Genomic DNA, 25230 nt, shown 5'->3' on the forward strand with positions numbered 1-25230 from the left:
CGAACATGCGCTGCCCATGCGTCCATCATCGGGCGGCGCTGCTCCAAATGGTTGTCCCGCTGAAGTAGTCAGGCGACCGTCCCGCCTTTGATCGGAATGACTTCGGCGCCGGCCTTGATTCGGTCAAGGTAATCGGCCCACTCCTGCATCATCTCGCGGCGCTCGCGAATGAATTTTGTGCGGTTGTACGCCGAACCAAGGTTGTCCGGTACAGCGTGCGCGAGTTGATGCTCGATCACTTCCGGCTTGTGTTCCAGTTCTTCGTGCAGGATCGTCCGCGCCATCGCCCGGAAACCGTGGCCGGTTATCTCGGTGCGCGTATCGTAGCCAAGCCGCCGAAGCGCGGCATTGATAGCCGCTTCACTCATCGGGCGCTTGATATCGCGTGCGCCGGGGAACACGTAGCGGCCGCTACCCGTCAGCGCCCGCAGTTCGCGCAGGATCGCGACGGCCTGTGCCGCCAGTGGCACAAGATGATCCGTGTTGGTTTTCGTGACGCGGTAGCGCCATTCCCCCTTGTCCAGATCGATCTGCGCCCATTCAGCCTGTCTCAGTTCGCCGGGACGCACAAACAGCATGGGCGCGAGCCTGAGCGCACACAAAACCGGGAACGTGCCGGAAAAGGCATCGAACGCCCGCAACATCTCCGCGACCTTGACGGGCTCGGTGATCGAGGCGAAATGCGTTGTTTGTGCAGGTGGTATTGCCCCAACCAGATCGCGTGTCGGATCGGTTTTGCAATAGCCCTCCTTGATCGCGAAGCGGAACATGCGGCTTATTTCGCTGCGCAGGCGGTGAGCGGTAAAGCGAGCGCCCCGGGTATCCACGCGCTTAAGGACCGCCAGAATCTCGGGGGCATCAATGTCGGTGATGGGCCGCTTGCCAAGCCAGGGAAACGCATCATTCTTGAAACGCGCTAGCGTCTTTTCATACTGCCCGGTCTCAACAGACTGACCGCGCTCTTCCATCCACGCGAGCGCGACGGCTTCGAATGAATTGGCAGCAGCAAGGCGGGCGGCGCGTTTCCCGGCCTTTTTGGCTTCCCCCGGATCAATGTTTGCCGCCAGTTTTTCGCGGGCGTCGTCCCGCCGTTTGCGGGCATCGGCGAGGGGCACGTCTGGATAGACGCCAAGCGCGAGGCTCTTTTCCTTTCCAGCGATACGGTATTTGAAAATCCATCGTTTGCTGCCCGCTGGCGTGACCAGCAGCAGCAAGCCACCGCCGTCATACCGCTTCTGCTGCTTTTCACCTGGCTTCGTGTTACGGATCGTGGCATCGGTCAGCGCCATGTTTGCGTCTCCGGTTGTCGCGCCGCTGCGGGGGTCGTTTTCCATCCGACGGGCGCTTGAATCGTGGAAACCCCCGAAACGACCCCCTTATGGGGGTTGTAATCGGTGGTGAACCTTTGGAGGCTATAGCAAACAAAAGCCCCGCTCAGCTTTATCTGGCGGGGCTTCGTAGTGAACCGTTGAAATCGGTTGGAGAGTATTTGGTGCCCAGGGCCGGAATCGAACCGGCACGCCTTGCGGCGGGGGATTTTGAGTCCCCTGCGTCTACCAATTTCACCACCTGGGCAGATACTGCAGCGCGCGCACCGGGAGTTCAGCGCGCGAGGAAGACGCAGATTATGGCCGAAAATCGGTAGACGGGCAAGTCAAGTGCCTTCACCTGCCACAGCGCGTTCGCGGCGAGTGGTGCTCAGACCGTGCGCGAGAATCGTGTGAGCGTCTGCTCGCCCAGATAGCGGTCAAATACCATCGCGAGATTGCACACGAGCATGCGGCCGGCCATTCGCACTTCGAGCTTGCGTGCGCCGAGCGAGATCAGCCCGTCGTCCTCGAATGAACGCAGACGCTCCAGTTCCGGCGCGAACATGTCGGCGAAGTGGATGCCGTACGCCGCTTCGAATTCGTCGAAGCGCAGTTCGAGGTTGCACATCAGCTGCGTGATCACGTCGCGCCGCAGACGGTCGTCGGCGGACAGGCGGATGCCGCGCGCGATCGCGAGCCGGCCCGCATCGATCGAGTCGGTGTAGGCGGGCAGCCCTCGCGCGTTCTGCGCGTACACATCGCCGGCCTTGCCGATCGACGAGGCGCCAAAACCGATCAGATCGCACTCGGCCCGCGTGCTATAGCCCTGGAAATTGCGATGCAGCGTGCGGTGCGCCTGCGCGCGAGCGAGCTCGTCGGTGGGCAGCGCGAAGTGATCCATGCCGATGTACACACAACCCGCCTCAGTCAGCCGTTCGACGACCCGTTGCAGCAGAGCCAGCCGCTCCTCGCTCGACGGCAGCGTTGCGGGATCCATCTGGCGCTGCATCTTGAAGAGCCGCGGCATGCGCGCATACGCGAACACCGACAGCCGGTCCGGCGCCAGTTCGAGCATCGTGTCGAGCGTGTGGCTGAAGCTCGCGACGGTTTGATGCGGCAGCCCGTAAATCAGATCGACGCCGATCGAATGAAAACCGTACGCGCGCGCCGCCTGCATCACCGATGCGGTCATCTCGAACGGCTGGATGCGATTGATCGCCTGCTGCACGCGCGGATCGAAGTCCTGCATGCCCAGGCTCAGCCGGTTGAAGCCGAGGCGGCGCAGAAGCGCGACCGTGTCGGGCGACGCCTCGCGCGGATCGACCTCGATCGAATATTCGGCTAGATCGTCGGGCAGAAGTTTGAAGTGCTCGCGCGTCGCGGCCATCAGCTCGGCCATCTCGTCATGCGACAAAAACGTCGGCGTGCCGCCGCCCCAATGCAATTGCGATACGGGCCGCTGTGTATCGAAACACGCCGCCTGCAAACCGATTTCGTGTTTGAGCCGCTCAAGGTATGGCCGCGCATGCGCGCGATTTTTCGTCACGACCTTGTTGCAGCCGCAGTAGAAGCACACGGTGTCGCAAAACGGAATGTGGAAGTACAGAGACAGATCGGTCGACGCGGAACTCGGGTCGGCGGCCGCGCGGTGATAGTCGGCGGTGTCGAACGATTCGCGGAACTGCGGCGCGGTCGGATAGGACGTATACCGGGGACCATTCGCGCTGTAGCGCGCGAGCAGGTCGGGGCGGAACAGGGTGTCGGTTTGGGACATGAGCGGTATCGGACGGTGGGCGGCTCTCGCAGCGTGCCGCGTGTCATGGTCAGTCAGCAGCTTTGAGCTTACGTGCGTGCCCGCGGGACCCGATTGTGTAAAGAGGTCGCGCGGACAGGCAGTGGCACAATGCGGGTCTGGCAACACGTTGCCAAGGTTTGAGTTCAGGAAAGATGACGTGGATCAAAGGTTGAACAGTGCACGGATGGACGCTCACGCGTGCCGTCCCGATTGCGGCGCGTGCTGTATCGCGCCGTCGATTTCGAGCCCGATTCCAGGCATGCCGAACGGCAAGCCGGCGGGCGTTCGCTGCGTGCAACTCGGTGACGATCTGCGCTGCGCGATCTTCGGCCGGCCGGAGCGGCCCGCGTGCTGCTCGGGTCTGCAGCCGCAACTCGAGATGTGTGGCGCGAATCGCGGCGAAGCGCTCGCGTGGCTCACGCGACTCGAGGCGCAAACACAACCGGCATCCCATCCATGACGCGCGGCATGCGGTAAACGCCGTCGCTGACCACACCCGTCAACGCAAGCCGATGTCCGCAAGGGCTTCCACAGGAGATTTCGCATGACTCGACCCGCAGCGCCGGCCCGGCGCCGCTTTCTGCGCGCTGCGCTGACCGGCTGCAGCGTGCTTGGCATCACTGTGTCGCTCGCGGCTTGCGCGAGCCCGACGTTTCCGTTCATGCCGTCGCACTACACGTTCTCGCAGAAGCAGGTGCAGGAGGCCGTGCAGCGCAAGTTCCCGTATCAGCGCACGGTGTCGCAGGTGTTCGACGTCGCGCTGAGCAATCCGGTGGTGGGCATGCTGCCCGATGCGAACCGCGTGCAGGTGAAGCTCGACGCGCGTTTCGCGAGTCCGTTCCTGCAGCAGCCGGTCGATGGCGTGTTCACGCTGTCGAGTGAACTTGCATACGACGCGGCGAGCCGTTCAGTGATCCTCAAATCGCCGAGTGTCGACAACGTCAGTGTGAGCGGCGAGGCGCAGATGTACACGCAGCAGATCAACGCGGCCGCGGCGCTGCTCGCGACCCAATTGCTGACCAACTATCCGATCTACACGTTCAAGCCCGAGCAGCTGCAATTTGCCGGCGCCAACTACGAACCCGGTACAATCACCATCCTTACAAACGGCATACGCGTGCAGATCGTCGAAAGATGACTGGCATGCGCGGCCACGAGGGCCGCGCATGCCAGTCATGACCGTGCGGCCCCATTTCGTTGCAGTAACCTACCGCGATAAGGGGCACGGATGGACTGGCTACTGGCTTGCAAGGCGCTGATTCTCGGCGTGGTCGAGGGTTTGACGGAGTTCCTGCCGGTGTCGAGCACCGGGCATCTGATCGTCGTCGGCAGTCTGCTGGATTTCTCCGACGAGCACGCGAAGACCTTCGATGTCGTGATCCAGCTCGGCGCGATTCTCGCCGTGTGCTGGGAGTTTCGCCGCCGCATCGGCAACGTGATCGTGGGGCTGCCGAGCCAGCCCGAGGCGCGCCGCTTCGCGCTGAACGTAATCATTGCGACGATTCCAGCAATCGTGCTTGGCCTGCTGTTCGAGAAGTCGATCAAGGAGGCGCTGTTTTCACCGGTACCGGTCGCGTTTGCGCTGGTCGTGGGCGGCGTCGTGATCCTGTGGGCGGAGGCGCGTCAGCGCGCGCGCGGCGATGCGGCGGTGCGGGTGCGCAGCATCGACGATCTGAGCCCGCTCGATGCGTTGAAAGTCGGCCTCGCGCAGTGCTTCGCGCTGATTCCGGGGACCTCGCGCTCGGGCTCGACGATCATCGGCGGCATGCTGTTCGGCATCGAGCGCCGCGCCGCGACCGAGTTTTCATTCTTTCTCGCGATTCCGATCATCTTCGGCGCGACGGCCTACGAGCTGTACAAGGACTGGCACCTGCTCAGCACCGATGCGCTCGGCAGCTTCGCGCTCGGCTTCGCGGCCGCGTTCGTCAGTGCGTTCGTCTGCATCCGCTGGCTGCTGCGCTATGTCGCGTCGCACGACTTCACGGTGTTCGCGTGGTATCGGATCGGCTTTGGCCTGCTGATCCTGCTGATCGGTTATAGCGGCGGGTTGAGCTGGGCCGATTGAGAATTTACCGTGCGATGAAAAAAAGGTCCGCGTATGCGGACCTTTTTTTCGTTGGCTTGCCGTCCCGTCGCGTTACGCGGCGCCGCGCTTGCGGAACACGAGATCCCACACGCCGTGTCCGAGCCGCAGGCCGCGCCGCTCGAACTTCGTCACCGGACGATAGTCGGGCCGCGGCGCGTAGGTGTCGGCGGTGTTTTCGAGCCGGGGATCGGCGCCGAGCACTTCGAGCATTTGTTCGGCGTAGTTCTGCCAGTCGGTCGCGCAATGCAGATACGCATCCGGCTTCAGACGCGACACGAGCAGCGCGACGAACTTCGGCTGGATCAGCCGGCGCTTGTGATGGCGTGCCTTGTGCCACGGGTCGGGGAAAAAGATGTGCACGCCGTCGAGGCTGTCGGGCGCGATCATGTGCTCGAGCACTTCGACCGCGTCGTGCTGGATGATGCGGATGTTCGTCAGCGACTGCTCGCCGATCAACTTCAGCAACGCGCCGACGCCGGGCTCGTGGACTTCGACGCCCAGGAAGTCGTCGGCGGGACGGTGCGCAGCGATCTCCGCGGTGGTGGCGCCCATGCCGAAGCCGATCTCCAGCACGCGCGGCGCTTCGCGGCCGAACACGCCGGTCCAGTCGGGTTGTTGTGGCGCATAGGGCACGACGAAGCGCGGGCCGAACTCATCGAGCGCGCGGCGCTGGCCGGTCGACACGCGACCCGCGCGCGTGACGAAGCTGCGGATGCGGCGGTGATGAAGCGTATCTGCCGGCGTTGCACCCGGCGTGCCGTCGACGTCGTTCGTCTCGTTGCCGGCGGGCTGGTCGGCTGCGCTCGTGGGGGTCGGGGAGAAGTCCGGGAGACCGGAGTCGTTTGGATCGTGGATCATCGTCGATGCTGCTGCAAGGGTGAGGGCTGCGCGGCTTGCGCGCTGTGCCGGGCCGTTGCCACTACAAAAAAGCCGCCTTCAGGGAGGCGGCTCTTGCTGGATTCCGCTGAACACTCAGCGGGCAAGTGGAGCGGGCGATGGGAATCGAACCCACGGCTCTAGCTTGGGAAGCTAGGGTATTACCATTATACGACGCCCGCAGAACTCGCGATTTTACAGGCTTTTGAGCCGTTTGGGCAGAGGTATGGTTCGCGCGCACGAGCAGCCGACCCGTCTTTTCGCTTCTGCGGTTCGAACGGCGCGAGCCTTCAGACTGTGTCTGCGCCTGCCGTTAACGCAAATACAGCCCGACACCGCGCGCTTGCGCACCCGCAAGCCGGCACGAACCCGGCGCTTCCCATCCCGATCAAGAGATTTTCCCAAGATGCAGTGGCTTTCCAATCTGAAACTGAGCCAGAAGCTTGTCGGCTCGTTGATGCTGTGCGCGTTCGTGACGGCCATCGTCGGCACCGTCGGTGTGCTGAAGGTGCGCGAAGTCGCGACGATGCAAACCGAAATGTACGACCGCGAATTCGTGCCTGTGCGCGACGACGGCACCGCCGCGTGGCAGGCGGCTTCGCACTTCCGGCGCCTCTATTCGTACATCCTGAATCCGGAGCCGGCAGGCCGCGCCGATACGGTGCGCCTGAATCACGGCGGTGAAGCGGCGATCCTGTCGGCATTCGACTACGAGCGCAAGCACGCGACCACCGACGCGCAGAAGCAATTGCTGAGCGACTTCGACGCCGCCTATCCGGCCTATATGAGTTCGGTCGCGAAGGTGATGGCGCTGGCCGATCAGGGCGATCAGACCGGCGCGCTCGCCGAGCTCAAATCGACCACCGACCCCCTGCACGTCAAGCTGCGCACGCTGATGATCAAGCTGTCCGACGTGCGGGATGAGTTGGCCAGACAGCGTGTCGCGAACGGCGTCGAGATGGTTCGCTCGGTGACGTGGTGGATCGCGAGCTGCGCGGTCGTCGGCGTCGCGGTTGCAATCGGCCTGGGGCTGCTGGTGACGCGCGCGGTCGTGCGGCAGATCGGCGGCGAACCGGCCGAAGTCGCGAAGGTCGTCGAGCAGATCGCGGGCGGCGACTTGAGCCAGCGACTGTACACCGGCGCCGCCGACGACGGCAGCATCTTGCGCGCGGTCACGCACATGCAGGAGCGTCTCGCGGCGACGATCGGTTCGATTCGCGAAAGCGCCGAGTCGGTCAGCATCGCTTCCCAGCAGATCGCGAGCGGCAACATCGATCTGTCCGCTCGCACCGAAGAGCAGGCCGCTTCGCTCGAACAGACCGCGGCGAGCATGTCGGAGTTGACGCAGACCGTCAGCCGCAACAGCGACAACGCGCGCAACGCGAGCGCGCTCGCGACTGAGGCGGCACAGGTCGCCAACACCGGCAACACTGCCGTCGAGGGCATGGTGCGCACCATCGGTGATATCAGCGGCAGTTCGACGAAGATCTCGGAGATCACCGGCGTGATCGAGGGCATCGCGTTCCAAACCAATATTCTCGCGTTGAACGCGGCAGTCGAGGCCGCGCGCGCGGGCGAGCAGGGGCGGGGTTTCGCGGTGGTCGCGAGCGAGGTGCGCAACCTCGCGCAGCGCTCGGCGAGCGCGGCCAAGGAGATCAAGGAGATGATCACGACGTCGGTCGCGATCATCGAAGGCGGCACGCAGCAGGCAGCCGAAGTCAGCACAACGATGTCGGATATCAAGGCCGCGATTCATCGCGTGTCGGATATCGTCAGCGAGATCGCAACGGCCTCCGAAGAGCAGAACCGCAGCATTCACCAGGTCGGCCAGGCCGTCACGCAGATGGACGAGACCACGCAGCAGAACGCGGCGCTCGTCGAACAGGCCGCGGCGGCCGCGCAATCGCTCGAGACGCAGGCGCGCAAGATGAAGCAGACGGTGTCGGTGTTCCGGACGGGGGAGAGCCGCGGTTTCGCGGCAGCCGTGTCGAAGCCGGCGCCGAGTCAAGCGGCCGCCGCGCGTCAGCCCAACTTTCCCGCGCAATCAGCTCAGATCACAAAATAAGTCAGCTGAACCGCCGCGCGCGTGACGACCATCTGCAGCACCTGCACGATCACGAACAGCAGGATCGGCGACAGATCGATACCGCCGAATTTCGGCAGCACGCGGCGCAACGGATTCAGAAACGGCGCGGTCAGCTGATACAGAATCGGCATCGCGGGCGAACGCGGATTGAGCCACGACAGCAGCGCCATCAGGATCGTCATCCAGATGATCAGATTGAGCGCCCACTTGATCGCGGTGAGCACCGCGACGATCAGCAGCGTCGGCACGAGCGTCAGCGGATCGGCGCCCGTCAGCACGATCATCAGGACGACGTAGATGATCGCGGCGATCAGCGTCGCGACCACGCTCGCCCAGTCGATGTTGCGCGTGCTCGGCAGGATGCGCCGCAGCGGCAGCACGATCCAGTTGGTCGCCTGCAGCACGGCGTTCGAGACCGGGTTGTACGGCGGCAGGCGCACAACCTGCAACCACGCGCGCAACAGCAGCGCGGCGCCAAACAGCGTGAAAACGGTATTGAGCAGAAAACGGGCGATATCGCCAAACATCTCGTGTCCTTATGCTTCTGATGGCGGCCGCCGACCGGCCGCGGGCTGCCGGCGTCGCCCGATCGGTGCGCGCCGGCGGTTTTCTGGATTTACCCGGTTAGCCAACCGGAGGTTCGACGTCATTGCGCGCCGCCTCCCGATGGCTGTCTGTCCGGCATCACACGGAAGTCCGGACCTCGCTGATCAGGATCGTGCCGTTGCCGCCGTCGGTGTAGTTCGGGATATCCGCTAATAGCTGCTCGGACGCGGGCTTGAACACTTTATAGAAGTCATCCGCGCTATCGAACAGGAAGTGTCCCGCGGCCACGTAAGGCGGTGTCGTGCCGGGCGGCCCGGCGTTCAGGCCCGCGTCGACCGACCAGCCTTTCAGCGCCGGCCCGAACAGCTTCGCCGCGAGCGGCATATGGGTCGCGCAGTAGTAGTCCATGTCGAAGCGGCCGTTTTCCCGGTACGGGTAGAGGATGCTGACCTTGATCATTGTGCGTTCTCGTCTGTTGGTCCCGAAGCGCGGCGCGGGTCGTCGCGTGGTTCGCCCAGCGTGCCGGACGTCACATTATCACGGCTTACTTGACGCTTGCACCTGCCGCGGCCTGATTCAGCGAGCGGCCCAGCGATTTTTCCACAGCTTCGGAGATCGCTTCAATCGTCGCGGCCGGCGTTGCGCGACGTCGGGCGAGATTGACCGCGCGGCGCGTCAGCAGACCATACAGCGCGGCATGGTCGCCGCCGAAGCCTTCGAGCAGCGCAAGCTGCTTCTCGACGACACCCGCGTCGCCGCGCGATACCGGCCCCGCGAGCGCGTTCGGCAGGCCCTTGTCGCGCGCGGTTTCGATCGTGCCGGCGAGCATCGGCAGCAGCGCGCGCAGCGCGTCGTCTTCGGCGAAGCCGAGCGTGCGCCACAACGCCACGCATTCGGCGAGGCTGCAGAGCGCGAAGCTCGCCGCGTAATGCGCGGCGGCGTGATACAGCATGCGGCCGCCCGGCGGAATCGACAGCGGATGGCAGCGCAGCGCGAGCGCGAGCGCGGTCAGCGTCTCCTTCAGTTCGCCGTCGGCTTCGATCGTCACCGAGCAGCCGACGATACGCTCGAGATCGGCGAACTCGCCGCTAAATAGATACAACGGATGAAAGCCGCCGATCGCCGCGCCCTGATCCCGCGCTGGTGCGAGCAGTTCGACCGGCGAGGCGCCGCTGCAGTGCACGAGCGCCTTGCCGGGGTGGCTTGCCGCATCGCCTCCAAAGCGAAGTGTGTGCGCTGTCGTACCGATGCTGTCGTCAGGAACGGCTAAAAAAACGATATCGGCGGCGTCGACGACCTGTTGCGGGTCGTCAGAGGCCGCGCAGTGTGCGATCTGGGCGGCGAGCCGGCGCGCGGAATCGGCCGAGCGGCTCGCCACCGCGGTGACCGGATAGCCGACGCGCGCAAACGCGAGCGCGAGACAACGCGCGAGCCGCCCCGCGCCAATGAAGCCGACGCGCGGCAAGGAAGACTGGGACATGGTCACCTGCTCCAGACGGATCGTGTGAACGGGAAAGCAGCAGTATCTCGCATCCGGCGAAGCGCGGGCGCGATCCGGCCCCTTGCACGGTTCGACAGCGGTCGTCGGATAAGTTTGCGGGCGATATGGCGCCCACGGTCGGTCATCGGGTGGCGTGACGCCCGCGGATGTGAAAACTGTTCACAATCGTACGTGACAGGGACAGTGGTCGATGAGCCGGTTTGGCAGTCGTATTTTCAAATACTTCGTTCACAGTCGGAAATTCGGGAGGGTCGAGATGAGTATTTTTTCTTACCGAAAGCACTTGCGGTTCCTGACGCATGCCCAGCGCCGTCGCTGGTGGGATCAGAAAAAGCGCCTTACGCCGCGCGTGCAGATCAGCGGCGCATACGTGCCGCCCAACGTGTCCCGCGAATTCGTGTACGTGAAGGTCGGTTAGTCGCGCCCTCTTTGCAGCTCAGAAAATGCCCGGCTCGAGCCATTGAGCCGGGCATTTTTATTGGGAAATTCCTTTCGGCTGTCAGGATTGAAGCGAATTTGTAATTAAAGATTACCGATGCGCGAACTCAAACTCCCGCGCTCGATCAGACCTGTGACGCGCGGCTCGTCGCCCGCGCGCAACCCCTTGATTCCCGGCTGATTTCGCTCAGGGCGGGGCGGCGGGTCGGCAAGCTCGCGCCGCGCTCGGCAAAACGCTTCGGCTCCCCTTTGCAATTTGCAACAAATGCGAACAGTTCGGCCGGGGCTTTTTAGATACATTGTGTCCAGAGCATGCGAGGCATGCGCAGTCGGCGACCTTGGCAGGCCGCGCTAGGAGAATAGAAGTGAAAAAGATCGTTCCGTTTGTCGTTGCAGCCGCACTCGGCTTGGGACTTGCCGGGGCTGCTGAGGCAGGTGTTTCCGTCGGTATCGGCCTTGGGGTGCCGATCGCGCCGGCCTATCCGGTCTATGCGGCGCCGCCGCCTGTCTATTACGCGCCGCCGCCTCCGCCGGTGTACGCGCCGCCGATTGTGGTCGCACCGGCTCCGGTGGTGGTCGGAGGCTATTACGGCTATGGCCGACCTTACTATCGTGGCTACTACCACGGCTACCATGGCTACTATCGCGGCTACGGGCACCCGTACTATCGTCGTTAAGAAGTGCGGGCGCGCTTGACGCGCGTGGGAACGTCGACGACGTAACGCCGGCTTGTGCCGGGTTACGTCGTTTCTTTTTGCCTCGCTGGCTTTTTGCTTTCCGCAGCGTTCCTGGCTGGTGTCGCGCGCTCGCGCGAGCGCCGTTCCAAAGCATTGAGGAAGCTGGGAGAATGGCGGCTTCGCCACCGCTCCAGGAGAGTTTCGCCGATGCAAGCGCTTCCCGCTCCCACCTTCGATGACGTCCTCGACGCCGCCGCGCGTCTCGAAGGCGTCGCGCACCGTACCCCCGTTCTGACGTCGAGCACGTTCGACGAGCGCACTGGCGCGTCGGTGTTCTTCAAGTGCGAAAACTTCCAGCGCATGGGCGCGTTCAAGTTCCGCGGCGCGTACAACGCGATTTCGCATTTCGACGAGGAGCAGCGCAAGGCGGGCGTGCTGACCTATTCGTCGGGCAATCACGCGCAGGCGATCGCGCTGTCGGCGCGCCTCGCCGGCATTCACGCGACGATCGTGATGCCGCACGACGCACCCGAGGCCAAGGTTGCCGCGACCAAAGATTACGGCGGCGAAGTGATCACCTACGACCGCTACAAGGAAAATCGCGAGGAAATCGGCCGCCGGCTCGCCGAAGAGCGCGGCATGACGCTGATCCCGCCGTACGATCATCCGCACGTGATCGCCGGCCAGGGCACCGCGGTCAAAGAACTGATCGACGAAACCGGCCCGCTCGACATGTTGTTCGTGTGCCTTGGCGGCGGCGGGTTGATCAGTGGCAGCGCATTGTCGGCGGCCGCGCTGAGCCCGGCCTGCACGGTGATCGGCATCGAGCCCGAGGCGGGCAACGACGGCCAGCAGTCGCTCGCACGCGGCGAGATCGTTCATATCGACACGCCGCGCACGATTGCCGATGGCGCCGCCTCGACGCATCTGGGCCATTACACGTTCGCGGTCATCCGCCAGCTCGTCGCGCGAATCGAAACGGTCAGCGATGCGCAACTGATCGAGACGATGCGCTTTTTCGCGCAGCGCATGAAGATTGTCGTCGAGCCGACTGGTTGTCTCGCGGCGGCGGCGGTGCTGAACGGCCTCGTGTCAGTGAAGGGCAAGCGCGTCGGCGTGGTGGTGAGCGGTGGCAATGTCGATCTGCCGAAGCTCGCGCAGTACCTCGCATGAGCGGCTCACGTCGAGTCGCATGAAGAAAACGGCTCGCCGATGCGAGCCGTTTTTTTTGTTCGCGAGCCGCTTCAGCTTGCCACTTGCGCGGTGCTCTGCACGATCAGATCGTGATACCCGTTGACGATCACGCTGTACGAGAAATAGGCGAACAGCAGCGCTGACAGAACGTGACACACGCGCAGCAGACCGGCGCCCGCGCGCTTGCGTCCCTGGCTGCCGAGCCCGCAGATGAAAAGCGTCCAGCACAGGCCGCCCAGAAAGAATCCGCCGAGGAAGATCAGCGCGGTTGTCGGGCTCGTTGCGCCGGCCTTCGCGATCAGCGCGCCGCCGACCGCCGCGAACCACAGGATCGCCGAGGGCGACGACACCGCGAGTAGCACGCCGCGCAGAAACCCGCGCCATGCCGACTGATGCGGCGCAGCCGCGTCGCCTTCGCCGGCAACGGCTGGCGCCGTGGCTGGGAACACCGCTTCACGCGCCATCTTCCAGGTGAGAAACAGGAGGATCGCCGCGCCGCCGATCCATACGACCCAGCGCACCGATTCGAACTGGAGCAGCGCGGCCATGCCCGCGAGCGCGAGCGTCGCGTAAATGAGATCGCCGACGCACGAGCCGAGGCCGAGCCAGAAGCCCGGCCGAAAGCCGTGCGACAGCGTCAGCGAAATGATCGCCACGTTGACGAGACCGATATCGAGGCACAGCGACAAGGACAGAAAAAAGCCGTCCGACATCATTGAAAAAGCGTGCATGCGCGCGAGCGCTCCATCCGTTATTGATCGTGTTGTCCGGCGCGCGTTACAGGCCGAGGCCCAACTCGTTCCACAAGCTATCGACACGCTGCTTGACCGCGTCGTCCATCACGATCGGGCGGCCCCATTCGCGGTCGGTTTCGCCCGGCCACTTGTTGGTTGCATCGAGCCCCATCTTCGAGCCGAGGCCGGCTACCGGCGACGCGAAATCGAGATAATCGATCGGCGTGCGGTCGACGAGCACCGTGTCGCGCGTCGGGTCCACTCGCGTGGTAATTGCCCAGATCACTTCCTTCCAGTCCCGGATATTGACGTCCTCGTCAACGACGACGATGAACTTCGTATACATGAACTGCCGCAGGAAGCTCCACACGCCGAACATCACGCGTTTTGCGTGGCCGGGGTAGCTCTTCTTCACTTGCACGATCGCCATGCGGTAACTGCAGCCTTCGGGCGGCAGATAGAAGTCCGTGATCTCGGTGAACTGCTTCTGCAGCAGCGGTACGAACACTTCGTTCAGCGCGACGCCGAGCACCGCCGGCTCGTCGGGCGGTTTGCCGGTGTAGGTGGAGTGATAGATCGCGTCGCGGCGCATCGTGATGCGCTCGACCGTGAAGACCGGGAACCACTCCTGTTCGTTGTAGTAGCCGGTGTGATCGCCATATGGGCCTTCGAGCGCGTGTTCGTATGTGGCCGACGCACCCTTCGACGGACGCGGCGGTGCGCCCGCCGGGGCGGGCGAGGGTGCGCCTTCCTGCGGATAGATGAAGCCCTCGAGCACGATCTCGGCGCGCGCGGGGACCTGCAGACCGTCGACGCCCGGTGTGACGCATTTCGCGAGCTCGGTGCGCCCGCCGCGCAGCAGGCCGGCGAACTGGTATTCGGACAGCGTGTCGGGCACCGGCGTGACCGCGCCGAGAATCGTCGCGGGGTCCGCGCCGAGCACGACGGCCACCGGATACGGCTTGCCGGGATTTTTCAGCGCGAACTCACGAAAGTCGAGCGCGCCGCCGCGATGCGCGAGCCAGCGCATGATCAGTTTGTTACGCCCGATCAGTTGCTGGCGATAGATACCCAGGTTTTGTCGACTCTTGTTCGGCCCTTTCGTGACGGTAAGACCCCAAGTGATCAGCGGCCCGGCATCGCCGGGCCAGCAGGTCTGGATGGGCAATTTGGCAAGGTCGACGTCATTGCCTTCCCAGACGATTTCCTGGCAGGGCGGTGCGCTGACCGTCTTTGGGGCCATGTCCCACACGGCCTTCGCTAGCGACAGCAGCTTGCCGGCGTCCTTGAGCCCTTTCGGCGGCTCGGGTTCCTTCAACGCGGAGAGGAGCCGACCGACGTCGCGCAGCGATTCGAGCGCCGCCTGATCGCCCGCGCCGGCTTCGGCATCGATGCCCATGCCAAGCGCGACGCGGCGCGGCGTGCCGAACAGATTGCCGAGCACCGGGAACGCGTGCCGCTCAGTGTTCTCGAACAACAGAGCCGGGCCGCCCGCGCGGAGCACACGGTCGCACAGTTCGGTCATTTCGAGATTCGGCGACACTTTTTGCGAAATTCGGCGCAATTCACCGATCGCCTCGAGGCGGCCGATGAAATCGCGTAAGTCTTTGTATTTCATCTGTGACGGTTCAGGGCCGCATGCGCGGCGCATAGGACGGGGAGGGCAGGAGGAACGGCGTTGGTACCTATCTGACGCAAAAAACGATTGTCGATTTTACCTGCGTTGGCCACCGCACGTAGATCAACCAAATGGTCTAATCCAAACAGCCAGGGTCGGATCGCCCGAAACGCGCGTTGAGCGCGGTTCTCGGACGACTGAACACTGTTCATAATTACAAATAGTTATAGTTCTTGCATTCTATAGTGTTGACGATCTATAAAACCGTGCATAGAATCCGTCCACATTGGGTTGCAGGGCGTTAACCTTTTTACCGTCGCCCCGGTCCTCAGACGCAACGCGTCACCGTTTTGCTTCCCTGCAGGGTAGAACGGCATTGTTGAAGTCCCTCACCAGCGTCCACCAACGCTGGTTTTTCGCGTGGGAGCCAAGCCCGATACACATCGAGTATGTGTGGGCTGTTTTTGAGATGGCTCCCCAAACGGTATTTGTTGCCGTTTTCCCGATGTCGCTGCTGCTCAACCAGAGAGCACGCGATGTCTTGACTCTGCGAGTGCGCTGTACCGCCTGATTTGTCCCGGCGGAGTTCGCGGATCATGCAAGATGGGAGATCTGAATGAACGCCTGGTTATCGTGGCGTCCCGATGAGCGTATTGCGCAGGTTGTGCGCGGTGCGCTGCGCCGCGGGACGCGATTGAGTCATCACCTGTTCAGTATTGTCGGCGGGATCGCCGTAGTGCTGGCTCTCGCACTGTGGCTGATGCCGACCTGGCGCGGCGCGCTCGCCGCGCGTCTGATGCCGGTTATTTCCGCCGCCGTGCAAGCGGGCCCCGCCCGCCTGCTTCAAGGCAATCCGCTGCCCGCCATCGGACCGACCAGAAACGCCGGCGCATCCTCCGACGAATCGCTGTCGGCCAATTCGCCGACCACGCTGACCGCGCCGAGTCCCACCGATGACTCGAACGACGGCAGCATGACCCTCACCGCGGCCACCACCAGCTTCGACGGCGCGTTCGACGGCGCTGGCACGTCGGGCACGAGCGCCGCCGCGCTCAACGGCCTCGATCCGCGCACGATGCAGGGCGTCAGCGCGCTCGCACGTCTGATTCCGCAGCAGCGCGTGTCCGCCGATGCGCGCGACGATCGCGTGCTCGTGTCGAGCCGCGAGCAGGACCTGGTCGCGTCGTACCTCGCGCGGCGTTATCGCGTAGCTCAGGAGCCCGTCGGCGAGCTCGTAAAAGCCGCGTTCGACACCGGCCGCGAAGTCGGCCTCGATCCGCTGCTGCTGCTGTCAGTGATGGCGATCGAATCGGGCTTCAATCCGTACGCCGAGAGCGGCGTCGGCGCGCAGGGCCTGATGCAGGTGATGTCGAAGGTGCATTCGGACAAATTCCAGTATTTCGGTGGCCAAAGCGCGGCGCTCGAGCCGCTCGCGAACATCAAGGTCGGCGCGCTCGTGCTGAAGGATTGCATCGCGCGTGGCGGCTCGCTGCCGGGCGGTCTGCGTCTGTACGTCGGCTCGACCACGCCGGATGACGGCGGCTACGGCGCGAAGGTGATGGCCGAGCGCGGCCGTCTGCGCGACGTCGCGCGGGGCCGTAAGGTGCCGATCAATGCGCCGCAGGCCCCGGTGCTGACCGCGTCGGCCACGCCAGCGCCAGCCGCGGCGACGAGCGGTGGCAACGGTAAGCGCGTTGAGGTGACGCTGCAAGGCGGTCACGCGCTGAGTCCGGCGACGTCGGCGGTGCACACGCAGCCGGCCGATCAGGACGACGCGAGCGCCAATTCGACGACGCGCCACGTGGCGTCGGCGTCGGAGCTGGGGGCTTGAGTTAGACGTTGCCGTGCCAGACGCAAAAAAGGACACCCTCGCAGGTGTCCTTTTTTTTGCGTCTGGCAGGCCGGTTGCTGCCGAATCAATCCCGATGCGTCAATGCCGCCCGAACAGCTTTGCCAGCCGCTCGACCGCCTCTTCGAGCTTTGGATACGCGGTCGCATACGACAGCCGGATGTAGTCCTTCGGCGCGTGCGTGCCGAAGTCCATGCCCGGCACCAGCACGACCCCGGCATCGTGCAGCATCGCCTTCGTGAGCGCCGCGCTGTCGCCGGCCGCCGGATGCGCGACGCCACGGCAGTCCGCGTACACGTAGAACGCGCCGTCCGGCATCACCGGTACGGAGAAGCCGAGCGATTCGAGCGCCGGCGCGATGAAGTCGCGGCGTCGCTTGAATTCGAGGCGCCGCGCTTCGTAGATCGCGATCGTCTCCGGCTCGAAACAGGCGAGCGCCGCGTGCTGCGCGAGCGCCGACGCGCAGATGAACAGGTTCTGCGCGAGCTTTTCGAGCGCGCTGACCATCGCGGGCGGCACGACGAGCCAGCCGAGGCGCCAGCCGGTCATGTTGAAGTACTTCGAGAAGCTGTTGACGGTGACTACGTCGTCGCCGAACGACAGCGCCGACACCGGCTTCGCGTCGTAGCTGAGGCCCTGATAGATCTCGTCGACGATCGTGAAGCCGCCGCGCGCGCGCACGGCCTTGACGATGCGCTGGAGTTCGGCGGGCTCGATCGACGTGCCGGTCGGATTCGACGGCGACGCGAGCAGCACGCCGCGGGTGCGCTCGCCCCACAGGCGTTCGACGTCGGCGGCGGTCAGCTGGAAGCGCTTGGCCGGCCCGCTCGGCACCATCACCGGCTTGCCTTCGGCGGCGATCACGAAATGGCGGTTGCACGGATAGCACGGGTCGGGCATCAACACTTCGTCATCGCGATCGACGAGCGCCGCGCAGGCCAGCAGCAGCGCCGCAGACGCACCCGCCGTGACCACGATCCGCGCCGGATCCACGTCGATGCCGTAGAACTCGGCGTAATGTGCGGAAATCGCATCGCGCAGCGCGTGCACGCCGAGCGCGCTGGTGTACTGCGTGACGCCGCGGCGCAGCGCGCTCGCGGCCGCCTCGATGACCGGCTCGGGCGCCGTGAAATCCGGCTCGCCGATGCCCATGTGAATGATGTCGCGCCCCGCGCGTTCGAGCAGCGTGGCCTCCTTGGCCAGTTCCATCACGTAGAAAGGCTGGATGGCATCGACGCGCGCGGCAAGCCGCACGAGAGGTTCGGTCACGGAGTTCATACGGTCAGTCCAGTTCAGAAGCAGGACGGCGCCTACCCATCAAACGATGCGCTCATCGATGCGCGCAGCGCCGTCCTCGCGGGCGATCGAGGTGCTTCGCCCTGTGCAGTGCGACGTGGCAAGGAGCCGATGCGCGGCATGGCCCCACCGGCGCCGCGCTCAGCTCTTGCGAGCCGCCTGCGTTTCAGTGGCCCGCAGTTGCGCCGAGAGCTTGTCGAGCACGCCGTTCACGTACTTGTAGCCGTCCGAGCCGCCGAACGTCTTGGTCAGCTCGACCGCTTCGTTGATGACCACGCGATACGGAATGTCGACGTGATTCTTCAGTTCGAACGCGGCGACCAGCAGCACCGCGCGTTCGACCGGCGACAGTTGATCGATCGGACGGTCGAGGCACGGCGCGATCGCGGCGGAAAGCGCTTCGGAATCGCGCATCACGCCATGCAGGATCGCGTTCAGATGCTCGTGGTCGGCCTTGTCGTAACCTTGCGCGCCGCGCAGTTGCGCGTCGATCTCACCGCCGGGCGAGCCCGACAGCAGCCACTGGTAAAGCCCCTGCGTGGCCAGTTCGCGGGAGCGTCGGCGTGCGCTCTTCATGCCTCTTCCTCGTCGCCTTCGTCTTCATCTTCGTCGTCATCGCCGCCGAGCTGCTCGAGCGCGACCGCGAGGTTCGCCATTTCGACAGCCACGCGCGCGGCGTCGCGACCCTTCTCGGTCATGCGCGCGACGGCTTGCTCGTCGTTCTCGGTGGTCAACACGGCATTCGCGACCGGAATGCCGAAGTCGAGGCCGATGCGCGTGATGCCCGCGCCGCTTTCGTTCGAAACCAGCTCGAAGTGGTAGGTCTCGCCGCGGATCACCGCGCCGAGCGCGATCAGCGCGTCGAATTGCGCGCTTTCCGCGAGCTTTTGCAGCGCGAGCGGGATTTCCAGCGCGCCCGGTACCGTGACGAGCAGCACGTCCTGGCCGGTCACGCCGAGGCGTTCGAGTTCTTCGATGCAGGAGTCGGCGAGGCCGTTGCAGACGGGTTCGTTAAAGCGCGCCTGGACGATGCCGATGCGCAGTCCGTCGCCGTCGAGATTCGGTTGGTATTGTCCGATTTCCATATGAATTCCGTAGTGTTTGAGTGGGCGCGAGGCGCGTGAGTGGCAGGATCAGACTTGCGGGGCTTGCGTTTTGCTGCCGGGCATCGGAATGAAGCCCGTGACTTCGAGACCATAACCCGACATGCTGCCGAGCTTGCGTGGGTTCGACAGCACCTGCATCTTGCCGACGCCGAGTTCGCGCAGAATCTGCGCGCCGATGCCGTAGGTCTTGAAGTCGACCGGCCGGCGCTTCAGCGCGTCCGCTTTTTCCTTCGAGTCGAACGCCTTGAAGACGTCGATCAGATGATCTTTCGAGTCGCCGCAGTTCAGCAGCACAACCACGCCGAGATCGCGTTCTGCGATTTCTTTGATGGCCGCGTCCAGCGTCCACGAATGGGTGGATTCGCCGACTTCGAGCAGATCGAGCACCGACAGCGGCTCGTGCACGCGCACCGGCGTGTCTCGATCGGGCATCGGCGTGCCGCGCACCAGCGCGATGTGCGGCTGGCCACTCGGCTGATCGAGATACATGACCGCGCGGAACGCGCCGTGCGCGGTTTGCATCGTGCGTTCGCAAATACGCTCGACGATCGACTCGGTGCGGCTGCGATAGTGAACCAGATCGGCGATCGTGCCGGTCTTCAGGCCGTGTTCCTTGCTGAACTCGAGCAGGTCCGGCAGACGCGCCATCGTGCCGTCGTCCTTGATCACTTCGCAGATCACCGCGGCCGGCGTGAGGCCCGCGAGCCTCGTGAAGTCGCAGCCGGCCTCGGTATGGCCGGCGCGCACCAGCACGCCGCCCGGCTGGGCCATGATCGGGAAGATATGGCCCGGCTGCACGATGTGCTCGGCCTTGGCGTCCGGCGCGACCGCGGCCGCGATCGTGCGGGCCCGGTCGGCCGCCGAGATGCCGGTCGTCACGCCTTCGGCCGCTTCGATGCTGACCGTGAACGCGGTGCCGTACTGCGTGCCGTTGCGGTAGGTCATCAGCGGCAGGTTCAGCTGCTTGCAGCGATCCTGGGTCAGCGTCAGGCAGATCAGGCCGCGGCCGTAGCGAGCCATGAAATTGATCGCCTCCGGAGTGACAAACTCGGCGGCGATCACGAGGTCGCCCTCGTTTTCGCGGTCTTCTTCGTCGACGAGGATCACCATCCGGCCGGCTTTCAGTTCGGCAATGATCTCTTGGGTGGAGGCGAGCGTCATGTTGGCGAGTTTTTCGGGAAAGCGCGTATTTTACGCCACGCGCGAGTCCAAGTCGCCTCCGCCAGACGACATAGGCCGTTTGGCCGACTGTGACGAGCCGGGCGGGGTTGCCATGCTCCTCGAAACGGTGGGCGAGCGCGCGACTGGCGTTGGCGGCAACGCGAAGTGTGCTCCAGCGCGGCCCGCTTTACGGATTGCAATAGTGCGGAACGGTACTTGCGACGCAGCAGGCAGCTTCGTCTCACTACCACCCGGAGACCGGAATGTCGGGGACCGTCGGCTGTTGCATCAATGAAGGGCGTCACGCATGCGCGCAAGGAGCGCGTCGATGAAGCGCGGCGCCACGAGCGGGGGCGCGTCGCAGGCGCCCGTGACCGCGCTGCGCGCGAGCGCGTACCGCATTCCGACCGACGCGCCGGAGGCCGACGGCACGTTCGCGTGGGACGCGACCACGCTGGTCGTCGTCGAGGTCGACGCGGGCGGCGACACTGGCCTCGGCTACACGTACAGCGATGCCTGCATCGTCGCGCTGATCCAGGGCGCGCTCGCCGCCTGCGTGCTGAATCACGACGGATTGGACGTCGGCGCGCATTGGCAACGGTTGCAACGCCAGGTGCGCAATCTCGGCCGCGCGGGACTGGCCGCGACAGCCATTTCGGCAATCGACTGCGCGCTGTGGGACCTGAAGGCGAAGCTGCTCGGCGTGCCGCTCGTCGGGCTGCTCGGCGCGTTGCGCCCGGCCGTGCCGGCTTACGGCAGCGGCGGCTTCACCACGTATACGAACCAGCGCTTGCAGCAGCAGTTCGCCGGTTGGGTCGCGCAGGACGGCTGCCGGTGGGTAAAGATGAAAATCGGCAGCGAGCCGGACAAGGACCCGGCGCGCGTCGCGGCGGCGCGCGCGGCGATCGGCGGCGCGGGCCTGTTCGTCGACGCGAACGGCGCGTTCACGCCGCAACGGGCGCTGTACTACGCGCAACGTTTCGCCGAGCACCAGGTGAGCTGGTTCGAGGAGCCCGTGTCTTCGGACGACGAAGCGGGTCTGCGCGGCGTACGCGAGCGCGTGCCGGCCGGCATGGACATCGCCGCCGGCGAATACGGCTACACGCTCGACGACTTCCGCCGCCTGCTCGCGGCGGGAGCCGTCGACGTGCTGCAGGCCGACGCGAGCCGTTGCGGCGGCATCACCGGCTTTCTGCAGGCAGCCGCGCTGTGCGACGCGTATCACGTGCCGCTGTCCGCGCATTGCGCACCGGCGCTGCATCTGCACGTCGCGTGCGCGGCGCCGCGCTTGCGCCATCAGGAGTGGTTCCATGACCACGCCCGGATCGAAGCCATGCTGTTCGACGGTGCGCCGCGGTTGCGCGACGGCCAGATGGAGCCGGATCTGTCGCGGCCCGGTTGCGGGCTCGAGTTCAAGCATGGCGACGCCGAGCGCTACCTCATCAAATAAAGCAGGCCACGACAAGGAAGCGATATCGATGGGCTCTTCACGCGTACCCGGATTGCTGTGCACGGCGGCGGCGGTCACGGCCGTCGCGGCGTTGGCCGCGCGCGGCGCGGGAAGACCTGAGTCGCATCGCGAACGGCGTGAGACCGGCCCGCAACACCACGGGCGTCGGGCATCCGTGACGTTCCCGACGTGTGCCGTCCGCAGCCATCAGCGCGCGCCGGCGCGCGTGCACGCGAGCGAACCCACCGCCGAGGTGGAGGCACACGTCGAAGCGGCCCGCACCTTCAACCACAGCTCCGCGCTGCTCGCGCTGTCGGTGCTCGCCGACAGCGCGATGGAGCACTACCGCGGCTCGTTCGACAACCCCGCGATGTTCACGCCACTCGTCAGCGCGAGTCTGTCGCTCGCCGCGGGCCTGCATGGTGGCGCGGATCGTCGCGGCCAGACGCACCGCGCGCGCCATGCGATCTATCTGGCCGCGGCGGCGACGGGCATCGCTGGCACGGGCTTCCATTTCTACAACGTGATGAAGCGGCCGGGCGGCTGGAGCTGGAACAACCTGTTTCACGCGGCACCGCTCGGCGCGCCGAGCGCGTTGCTGCTGTCAGGCGCGCTCGGTGCCGTCGCCGAACGCTTGCGCGACGAGCCCGCGGACGACCCGCAACTGCTCGGCATGCCGGCCGGTCAGGCGCTCGGTCTGCTGGTCGCGGCGGGTCTCGTCGGCACGGTGGGGGAGGCCGCGCTGCTGCATTTTCGTGGCGCGTTTCAGCATCGCGCGATGTACGCGCCGGTCAGCATTCCGCCCATCACCGCCGCGCTGCTCGCGCATGCCGCGCTGTCCGCTCCGCGCGAGCGCTGGTACACGCGGCTCTGGTTACGCATCACGACCGTGCTCGGCTTTGTCGGCGCGGGTTTTCACGCGCGCGGGATCGCGCGTCGTCAGGGCGGCTGGCGCAACTGGAGCCAGAATCTGTTCGACGGGCCGCCGCTGCCCGCGCCGCCGAGCTTTTCCGCGCTGGCGCTCGCCGGGCTCGCCGCACTGCGTCTGCGGGAGACTGAAAAATGACTAACCGACCACGCTCGACCCGAGCCACCCGCTATCCCGGCTATGACGTGCTCGACAAACGCACGACGCCGTCGTGGGACGCGCACACCCGCGCGGTGATCGCCGAACGCCTCGCGACACCGCTCGAGCCGCGCTTTTTCAACGCGGTGGAATGGCTCGCGGTCACGTCGCTGTGCGCCCGCATCGTGCCGCAAGCGAATGCTCAACCGGTGGTGCCCCTCGCCGTCCTGCTCGACGCGCGGCTCGCCGGCAATGGCAACGACGGCTACCGCGACGCCCGTTTGCCGCCGATGCGCGACGCCTGGCGTATCGGCCTCGCCGCGCTCGATGCCGAGTGCCGCGAGCGCGGCGGCCTGCCGTTCGCGAGCCTCACGGAGGACACGCAGATCGCGCTGCTCGGCCAGATGCAGCGCGGCGAACTGACGAACCCCGCGTGGCGCGGCATGCCGTCGAAGCTGTTCTTCGGCGAGCGCGTGCTGCACGACATCTGCGGGCTCTACTACTCGCACCCGCACGCGTGGAGCGAGATCGGCTTCGGCGGCCCGGCGAATCCGCGCGGCTATGTGCGCATGTACCTGAACCGGCGCGATCCGTGGGAGGCGGTCGAAGCGACGCCCGACACCCATGAGCAGGCCGCGAAGGAGAACCGCCGTGTCCGATGACGCGCAGCAACGGCCGCGCGGCAAGGACGGCCGCGCACCCGACGTGTTTCAGCGCGGCGGCTGGGTGCCGATGCGCACGTACCCTGACGGCGAGGAGGTCGATTTCGCGATCGTCGGCACCGGCGCCGGCGGTGGCACGCTCGCGTGCCGGCTCGCGGAGAAAGGCTTCAAGGTCGTCGCGTTCGATGCCGGCGCGTGGTGGCGCCCGCTCGAAGAGTTCGCGTCGGACGAAGCGCATCAGGAAAAACTGTTCTGGACCGACGAGCGTATCTGCGACGGCGACAATCCGCTGAAGCTCGGCAACAACAACAGCGGCAAGGCGGTGGGCGGCAGCACGGTCCATTTCGCGATGGTGTCGCTGCGTTTTCGGCCCGAGTGGTTCAAGTCGCGCAGCGTGCTCGGCTATGGTGCCGACTGGCCGCTCGACTGGCGCGAGATGTGGCACTACTACGGCCAGGTCGAGGACGCGCTGAAAATCTCCGGACCGGTGAACTATCCGTGGGGGCCGAAGCGGCCGCGCTATCCGTATCGCGCGCATGAGCTGAACGCGGCGGCGCTGGTGCTCGCGCGCGGCGCCGAGGCGCTAGGCATCGGCTGGAGCCCGACGCCGCTCGCGACCCTCTCCGCGCCGCGCGGCCGCGCGCATCCGTGCGTGTACCGCGGCTTTTGCGTGTCCGGCTGCGCGACCAACGCGAAGCAAAGCGCGCTCGTCACGTGGATCCCGCGTGCGCTGCGAGCCGGCGCCGAGGTGCGCGATCTGGCGATGGTCGGCCGCGTCGTCACCAACGACGCGGGGCTCGCCACCGGCGTCGAATATCTGCGCGAAGGACGCTGGCGATTCCAGCGCGCGAAGCACGTGGTGGTGGCCGGCTACGCGATCGAAACGCCGCGCCTGTTGCTGATGTCGGCCAACAGCCGCTTTCCCGACGGACTCGCGAACAGTTCGGGACTTGTGGGCAAAAACCTGATGGCGCAGTCGAATCAGGCCGTCTACGGCACCTTCGATGAAGACATCCGCTGGTACAAGGGGCCGCCGTCGCTCGCGCTCACCGAGCACTGGAACTACGAAGACAAGGGCAAAGATTTTTTCGGCGGCTACTGCTACATGAGCCAGGGGCCGCTGCCGAACGCATGGGTCGCGGTGCAGAACGGCCGCGGCTTGTGGGGCGACGCGCTCGGCGCGGAGATGCTCAAGTACAACCACCAGGCGGGGCTGAAGATCGTCGGCGAGATGCTGCCGCAGGAGCCCAACCGCGTGACGCTTGCCGACGAGAAAGACCAGTACGGGCTGCCGATCGCGCGCGTCACCTATTCATGGTGCGACAACGACAAGCGGCTCATCGCTCATTCGCTCGACTTCATGGAGCAGGCGCTCGCGGCCGCCGGCGGCAAGGAGATCTGGCGCGAGACCGACGACACCTGCCACCTGAACGGCACCGCGCGCATGGGTGACGATCCGTCGACGAGCGTCGTCGACGCGGACTGCCGCAGTTGGGACATCCGCAACCTGTGGGTGTGCGACGGCTCGGTGTTTCCGACCGTCGGCGGCGTGAATCCGTCGCTGACGATTCAGGCGATCGCGTGCCGCACCGCCGAGCGCATCGCCGCGCTGGCCGCGCGCGGCGAGTTGTAGCGTACTCACTGCGCGATCCGGGTGGTTACACAACATGCTCTGCATGCATCGAACATTGACTCACGTCATGTTTGCGGCGCAAAAACGGCCTCTTTTTCGATGCCCCAGCTGCATGGTGCAGTGCGATAACCATAGAAAGGCCGGGC

24 protein-coding genes and 2 tRNA genes are annotated in these 25230 nt (G+C 65.3%); 12 read left to right on the top strand and 14 right to left on the bottom strand.

Going from position 1 to position 25230, the window contains the following annotated elements; translation table 11 throughout:
* Positions 1-68: 68 nt before the first annotated feature.
* From OKW45_RS16770 to hemN, 3 genes are all read right to left on the bottom strand, one after another.
* Complete coding sequence (locus OKW45_RS16770) at positions 69-1289, bottom strand: tyrosine-type recombinase/integrase (protein WP_429469962.1); 1221 nt, start codon at positions 1287-1289, stop codon at positions 69-71.
* A gap of 201 nt (positions 1290-1490) precedes the next feature.
* Positions 1491-1575 (bottom strand) — tRNA-Leu (locus tag OKW45_RS16775).
* 123 nt (positions 1576-1698) lie between these two features.
* On the bottom strand, positions 1699-3084 hold the full coding sequence (gene hemN, locus OKW45_RS16780; RefSeq protein WP_429469964.1) for an oxygen-independent coproporphyrinogen III oxidase: 1386 nt from the start codon (positions 3082-3084) through the stop codon (positions 1699-1701).
* A 205-nt stretch (positions 3085-3289) separates the two neighbouring features.
* Between hemN and OKW45_RS16785 the strand changes: the two genes are divergently transcribed.
* The 3 genes from OKW45_RS16785 to OKW45_RS16795 all read left to right on the top strand — a co-directional run bounded on the left by OKW45_RS16785 (position 3290) and on the right by OKW45_RS16795 (position 5170).
* Positions 3290-3565 (top strand): YkgJ family cysteine cluster protein, encoded by a 276-nt coding sequence (locus tag OKW45_RS16785; protein WP_018421537.1) that lies wholly within the window; start codon positions 3290-3292, stop codon positions 3563-3565.
* A gap of 84 nt (positions 3566-3649) precedes the next feature.
* Entirely contained in the window at positions 3650-4243 is a 594-nt protein-coding gene (locus tag OKW45_RS16790) for a DUF1439 domain-containing protein (protein ID WP_018421536.1), read from the top strand.
* 90 nt (positions 4244-4333) lie between these two features.
* On the top strand, positions 4334-5170 hold the full coding sequence (locus OKW45_RS16795) for an undecaprenyl-diphosphate phosphatase (RefSeq protein WP_429469966.1): 837 nt from the start codon (positions 4334-4336) through the stop codon (positions 5168-5170).
* Positions 5171-5242: 72 nt separating this feature from the next.
* Here OKW45_RS16795 and trmB read toward each other — a convergent pair whose 3' ends face one another.
* The gene (gene trmB / locus OKW45_RS16800) at positions 5243-6049 is read right to left on the bottom strand and encodes a tRNA (guanosine(46)-N7)-methyltransferase TrmB (protein ID WP_429469968.1); all 807 of its coding nucleotides are present in this window, start codon (positions 6047-6049) and stop codon (positions 5243-5245) included.
* A gap of 126 nt (positions 6050-6175) precedes the next feature.
* A tRNA-Gly gene (locus OKW45_RS16805) sits at positions 6176-6249 on the bottom strand.
* A 224-nt stretch (positions 6250-6473) separates the two neighbouring features.
* On the opposite strand from OKW45_RS16805, the gene OKW45_RS16810 reads away from it, so the two are divergent.
* On the top strand, positions 6474-8132 hold the full coding sequence (locus OKW45_RS16810; RefSeq protein ID WP_429469970.1) for a methyl-accepting chemotaxis protein: 1659 nt from the start codon (positions 6474-6476) through the stop codon (positions 8130-8132).
* On the opposite strand, the gene OKW45_RS16815 is transcribed toward OKW45_RS16810, so the two are convergent.
* From OKW45_RS16815 to OKW45_RS16825, 3 genes are all read right to left on the bottom strand, one after another.
* Positions 8117-8680 carry a YggT family protein gene (locus OKW45_RS16815; RefSeq protein WP_018421532.1) on the bottom strand — a complete coding sequence of 188 codons (564 nt, stop codon included), beginning with the start codon at positions 8678-8680 and terminating at the stop codon, positions 8117-8119. The two genes, OKW45_RS16810 and OKW45_RS16815, sit on opposite strands and share 16 nt — an antisense overlap.
* A 157-nt stretch (positions 8681-8837) precedes the next feature.
* Positions 8838-9158 carry an EthD family reductase gene (locus OKW45_RS16820; protein ID WP_429469971.1) on the bottom strand — a complete coding sequence of 107 codons (321 nt, stop codon included), beginning with the start codon at positions 9156-9158 and terminating at the stop codon, positions 8838-8840.
* A gap of 85 nt (positions 9159-9243) precedes the next feature.
* A complete protein-coding gene (locus OKW45_RS16825; RefSeq protein WP_429469973.1) occupies positions 9244-10179 on the bottom strand; it encodes a Rossmann-like and DUF2520 domain-containing protein in 936 nt (311 codons plus the stop codon).
* A 277-nt stretch (positions 10180-10456) separates the two neighbouring features.
* Between OKW45_RS16825 and OKW45_RS16830 the strand changes: the two genes are divergently transcribed.
* The 3 genes from OKW45_RS16830 (at position 10457) to OKW45_RS16840 (ending at position 12488) form a co-directional block, all read left to right on the top strand.
* On the top strand, positions 10457-10618 hold the full coding sequence (locus OKW45_RS16830) for a hypothetical protein (RefSeq protein WP_184011158.1): 162 nt from the start codon (positions 10457-10459) through the stop codon (positions 10616-10618).
* Between the two features lie 385 nt (positions 10619-11003).
* Positions 11004-11315, top strand: a complete 312-nt coding sequence (locus tag OKW45_RS16835) for a hypothetical protein (protein WP_018421528.1) — start codon at positions 11004-11006, stop codon at positions 11313-11315.
* 207 nt (positions 11316-11522) lie between these two features.
* Positions 11523-12488 carry a threo-3-hydroxy-L-aspartate ammonia-lyase gene (locus OKW45_RS16840; RefSeq protein WP_429469975.1) on the top strand — a complete coding sequence of 322 codons (966 nt, stop codon included), beginning with the start codon at positions 11523-11525 and terminating at the stop codon, positions 12486-12488.
* A gap of 71 nt (positions 12489-12559) precedes the next feature.
* On the opposite strand, the gene OKW45_RS16845 is transcribed toward OKW45_RS16840, so the two are convergent.
* Positions 12560-13240: a LysE family translocator gene (locus OKW45_RS16845; RefSeq protein ID WP_429469977.1), complete on the bottom strand. Its 681-nt coding sequence runs from the start codon at positions 13238-13240 to the stop codon at positions 12560-12562.
* A 46-nt stretch (positions 13241-13286) separates the two neighbouring features.
* Complete coding sequence (locus tag OKW45_RS16850) at positions 13287-14861, bottom strand: UbiD family decarboxylase (protein ID WP_018421525.1); 1575 nt, start codon at positions 14859-14861, stop codon at positions 13287-13289.
* Between the two features lie 616 nt (positions 14862-15477).
* Between OKW45_RS16850 and OKW45_RS16855 the strand changes: the two genes are divergently transcribed.
* Complete coding sequence (locus OKW45_RS16855; protein WP_429469979.1) at positions 15478-16692, top strand: transglycosylase SLT domain-containing protein; 1215 nt, start codon at positions 15478-15480, stop codon at positions 16690-16692.
* 99 nt (positions 16693-16791) lie between these two features.
* Here OKW45_RS16855 and OKW45_RS16860 read toward each other — a convergent pair whose 3' ends face one another.
* From OKW45_RS16860 to ribBA, 4 genes are all read right to left on the bottom strand, one after another.
* Positions 16792-17988: a pyridoxal phosphate-dependent aminotransferase gene (locus tag OKW45_RS16860; RefSeq protein ID WP_429469981.1), complete on the bottom strand. Its 1197-nt coding sequence runs from the start codon at positions 17986-17988 to the stop codon at positions 16792-16794.
* Positions 17989-18147: 159 nt separating this feature from the next.
* On the bottom strand, positions 18148-18582 hold the full coding sequence (gene nusB / locus OKW45_RS16865; protein WP_018421522.1) for a transcription antitermination factor NusB: 435 nt from the start codon (positions 18580-18582) through the stop codon (positions 18148-18150).
* Positions 18579-19091, bottom strand: a complete 513-nt coding sequence (gene ribH / locus OKW45_RS16870; RefSeq protein WP_018421521.1) for a 6,7-dimethyl-8-ribityllumazine synthase — start codon at positions 19089-19091, stop codon at positions 18579-18581. The genes nusB and ribH overlap by 4 nt, the downstream gene beginning before the upstream one ends.
* A 48-nt stretch (positions 19092-19139) precedes the next feature.
* The gene (gene ribBA / locus OKW45_RS16875; protein WP_018421520.1) at positions 19140-20273 is read right to left on the bottom strand and encodes a bifunctional 3,4-dihydroxy-2-butanone-4-phosphate synthase/GTP cyclohydrolase II; all 1134 of its coding nucleotides are present in this window, start codon (positions 20271-20273) and stop codon (positions 19140-19142) included.
* 328 nt (positions 20274-20601) lie between these two features.
* Here ribBA and OKW45_RS16880 point away from each other — a divergent pair, with 328 nt between their 5' ends.
* Genes OKW45_RS16880 through OKW45_RS16895 form a run of 4 tightly spaced genes read left to right on the top strand, consistent with a single transcriptional unit; the run spans position 20602 to position 25084 of the window.
* Entirely contained in the window at positions 20602-21723 is a 1122-nt protein-coding gene (locus OKW45_RS16880) for an enolase C-terminal domain-like protein (RefSeq protein WP_429469983.1), read from the top strand.
* A gap of 28 nt (positions 21724-21751) precedes the next feature.
* Positions 21752-22789, top strand: a complete 1038-nt coding sequence (locus tag OKW45_RS16885; protein ID WP_429469985.1) for a hypothetical protein — start codon at positions 21752-21754, stop codon at positions 22787-22789.
* Complete coding sequence (locus OKW45_RS16890; RefSeq protein WP_429469987.1) at positions 22786-23451, top strand: gluconate 2-dehydrogenase subunit 3 family protein; 666 nt, start codon at positions 22786-22788, stop codon at positions 23449-23451. Before OKW45_RS16885 ends, OKW45_RS16890 begins: the two co-directional genes overlap by 4 nt.
* Positions 23441-25084 carry a GMC family oxidoreductase gene (locus tag OKW45_RS16895; RefSeq protein WP_018421516.1) on the top strand — a complete coding sequence of 548 codons (1644 nt, stop codon included), beginning with the start codon at positions 23441-23443 and terminating at the stop codon, positions 25082-25084. Before OKW45_RS16890 ends, OKW45_RS16895 begins: the two co-directional genes overlap by 11 nt.
* Positions 25085-25230: the final 146 nt, after the last annotated feature.

This window comes from Paraburkholderia lebeckiae (genome assembly GCF_050436225.1).
GTDB classification, from domain to species: Bacteria; Pseudomonadota; Gammaproteobacteria; order Burkholderiales; family Burkholderiaceae; genus Paraburkholderia; species Paraburkholderia tuberum.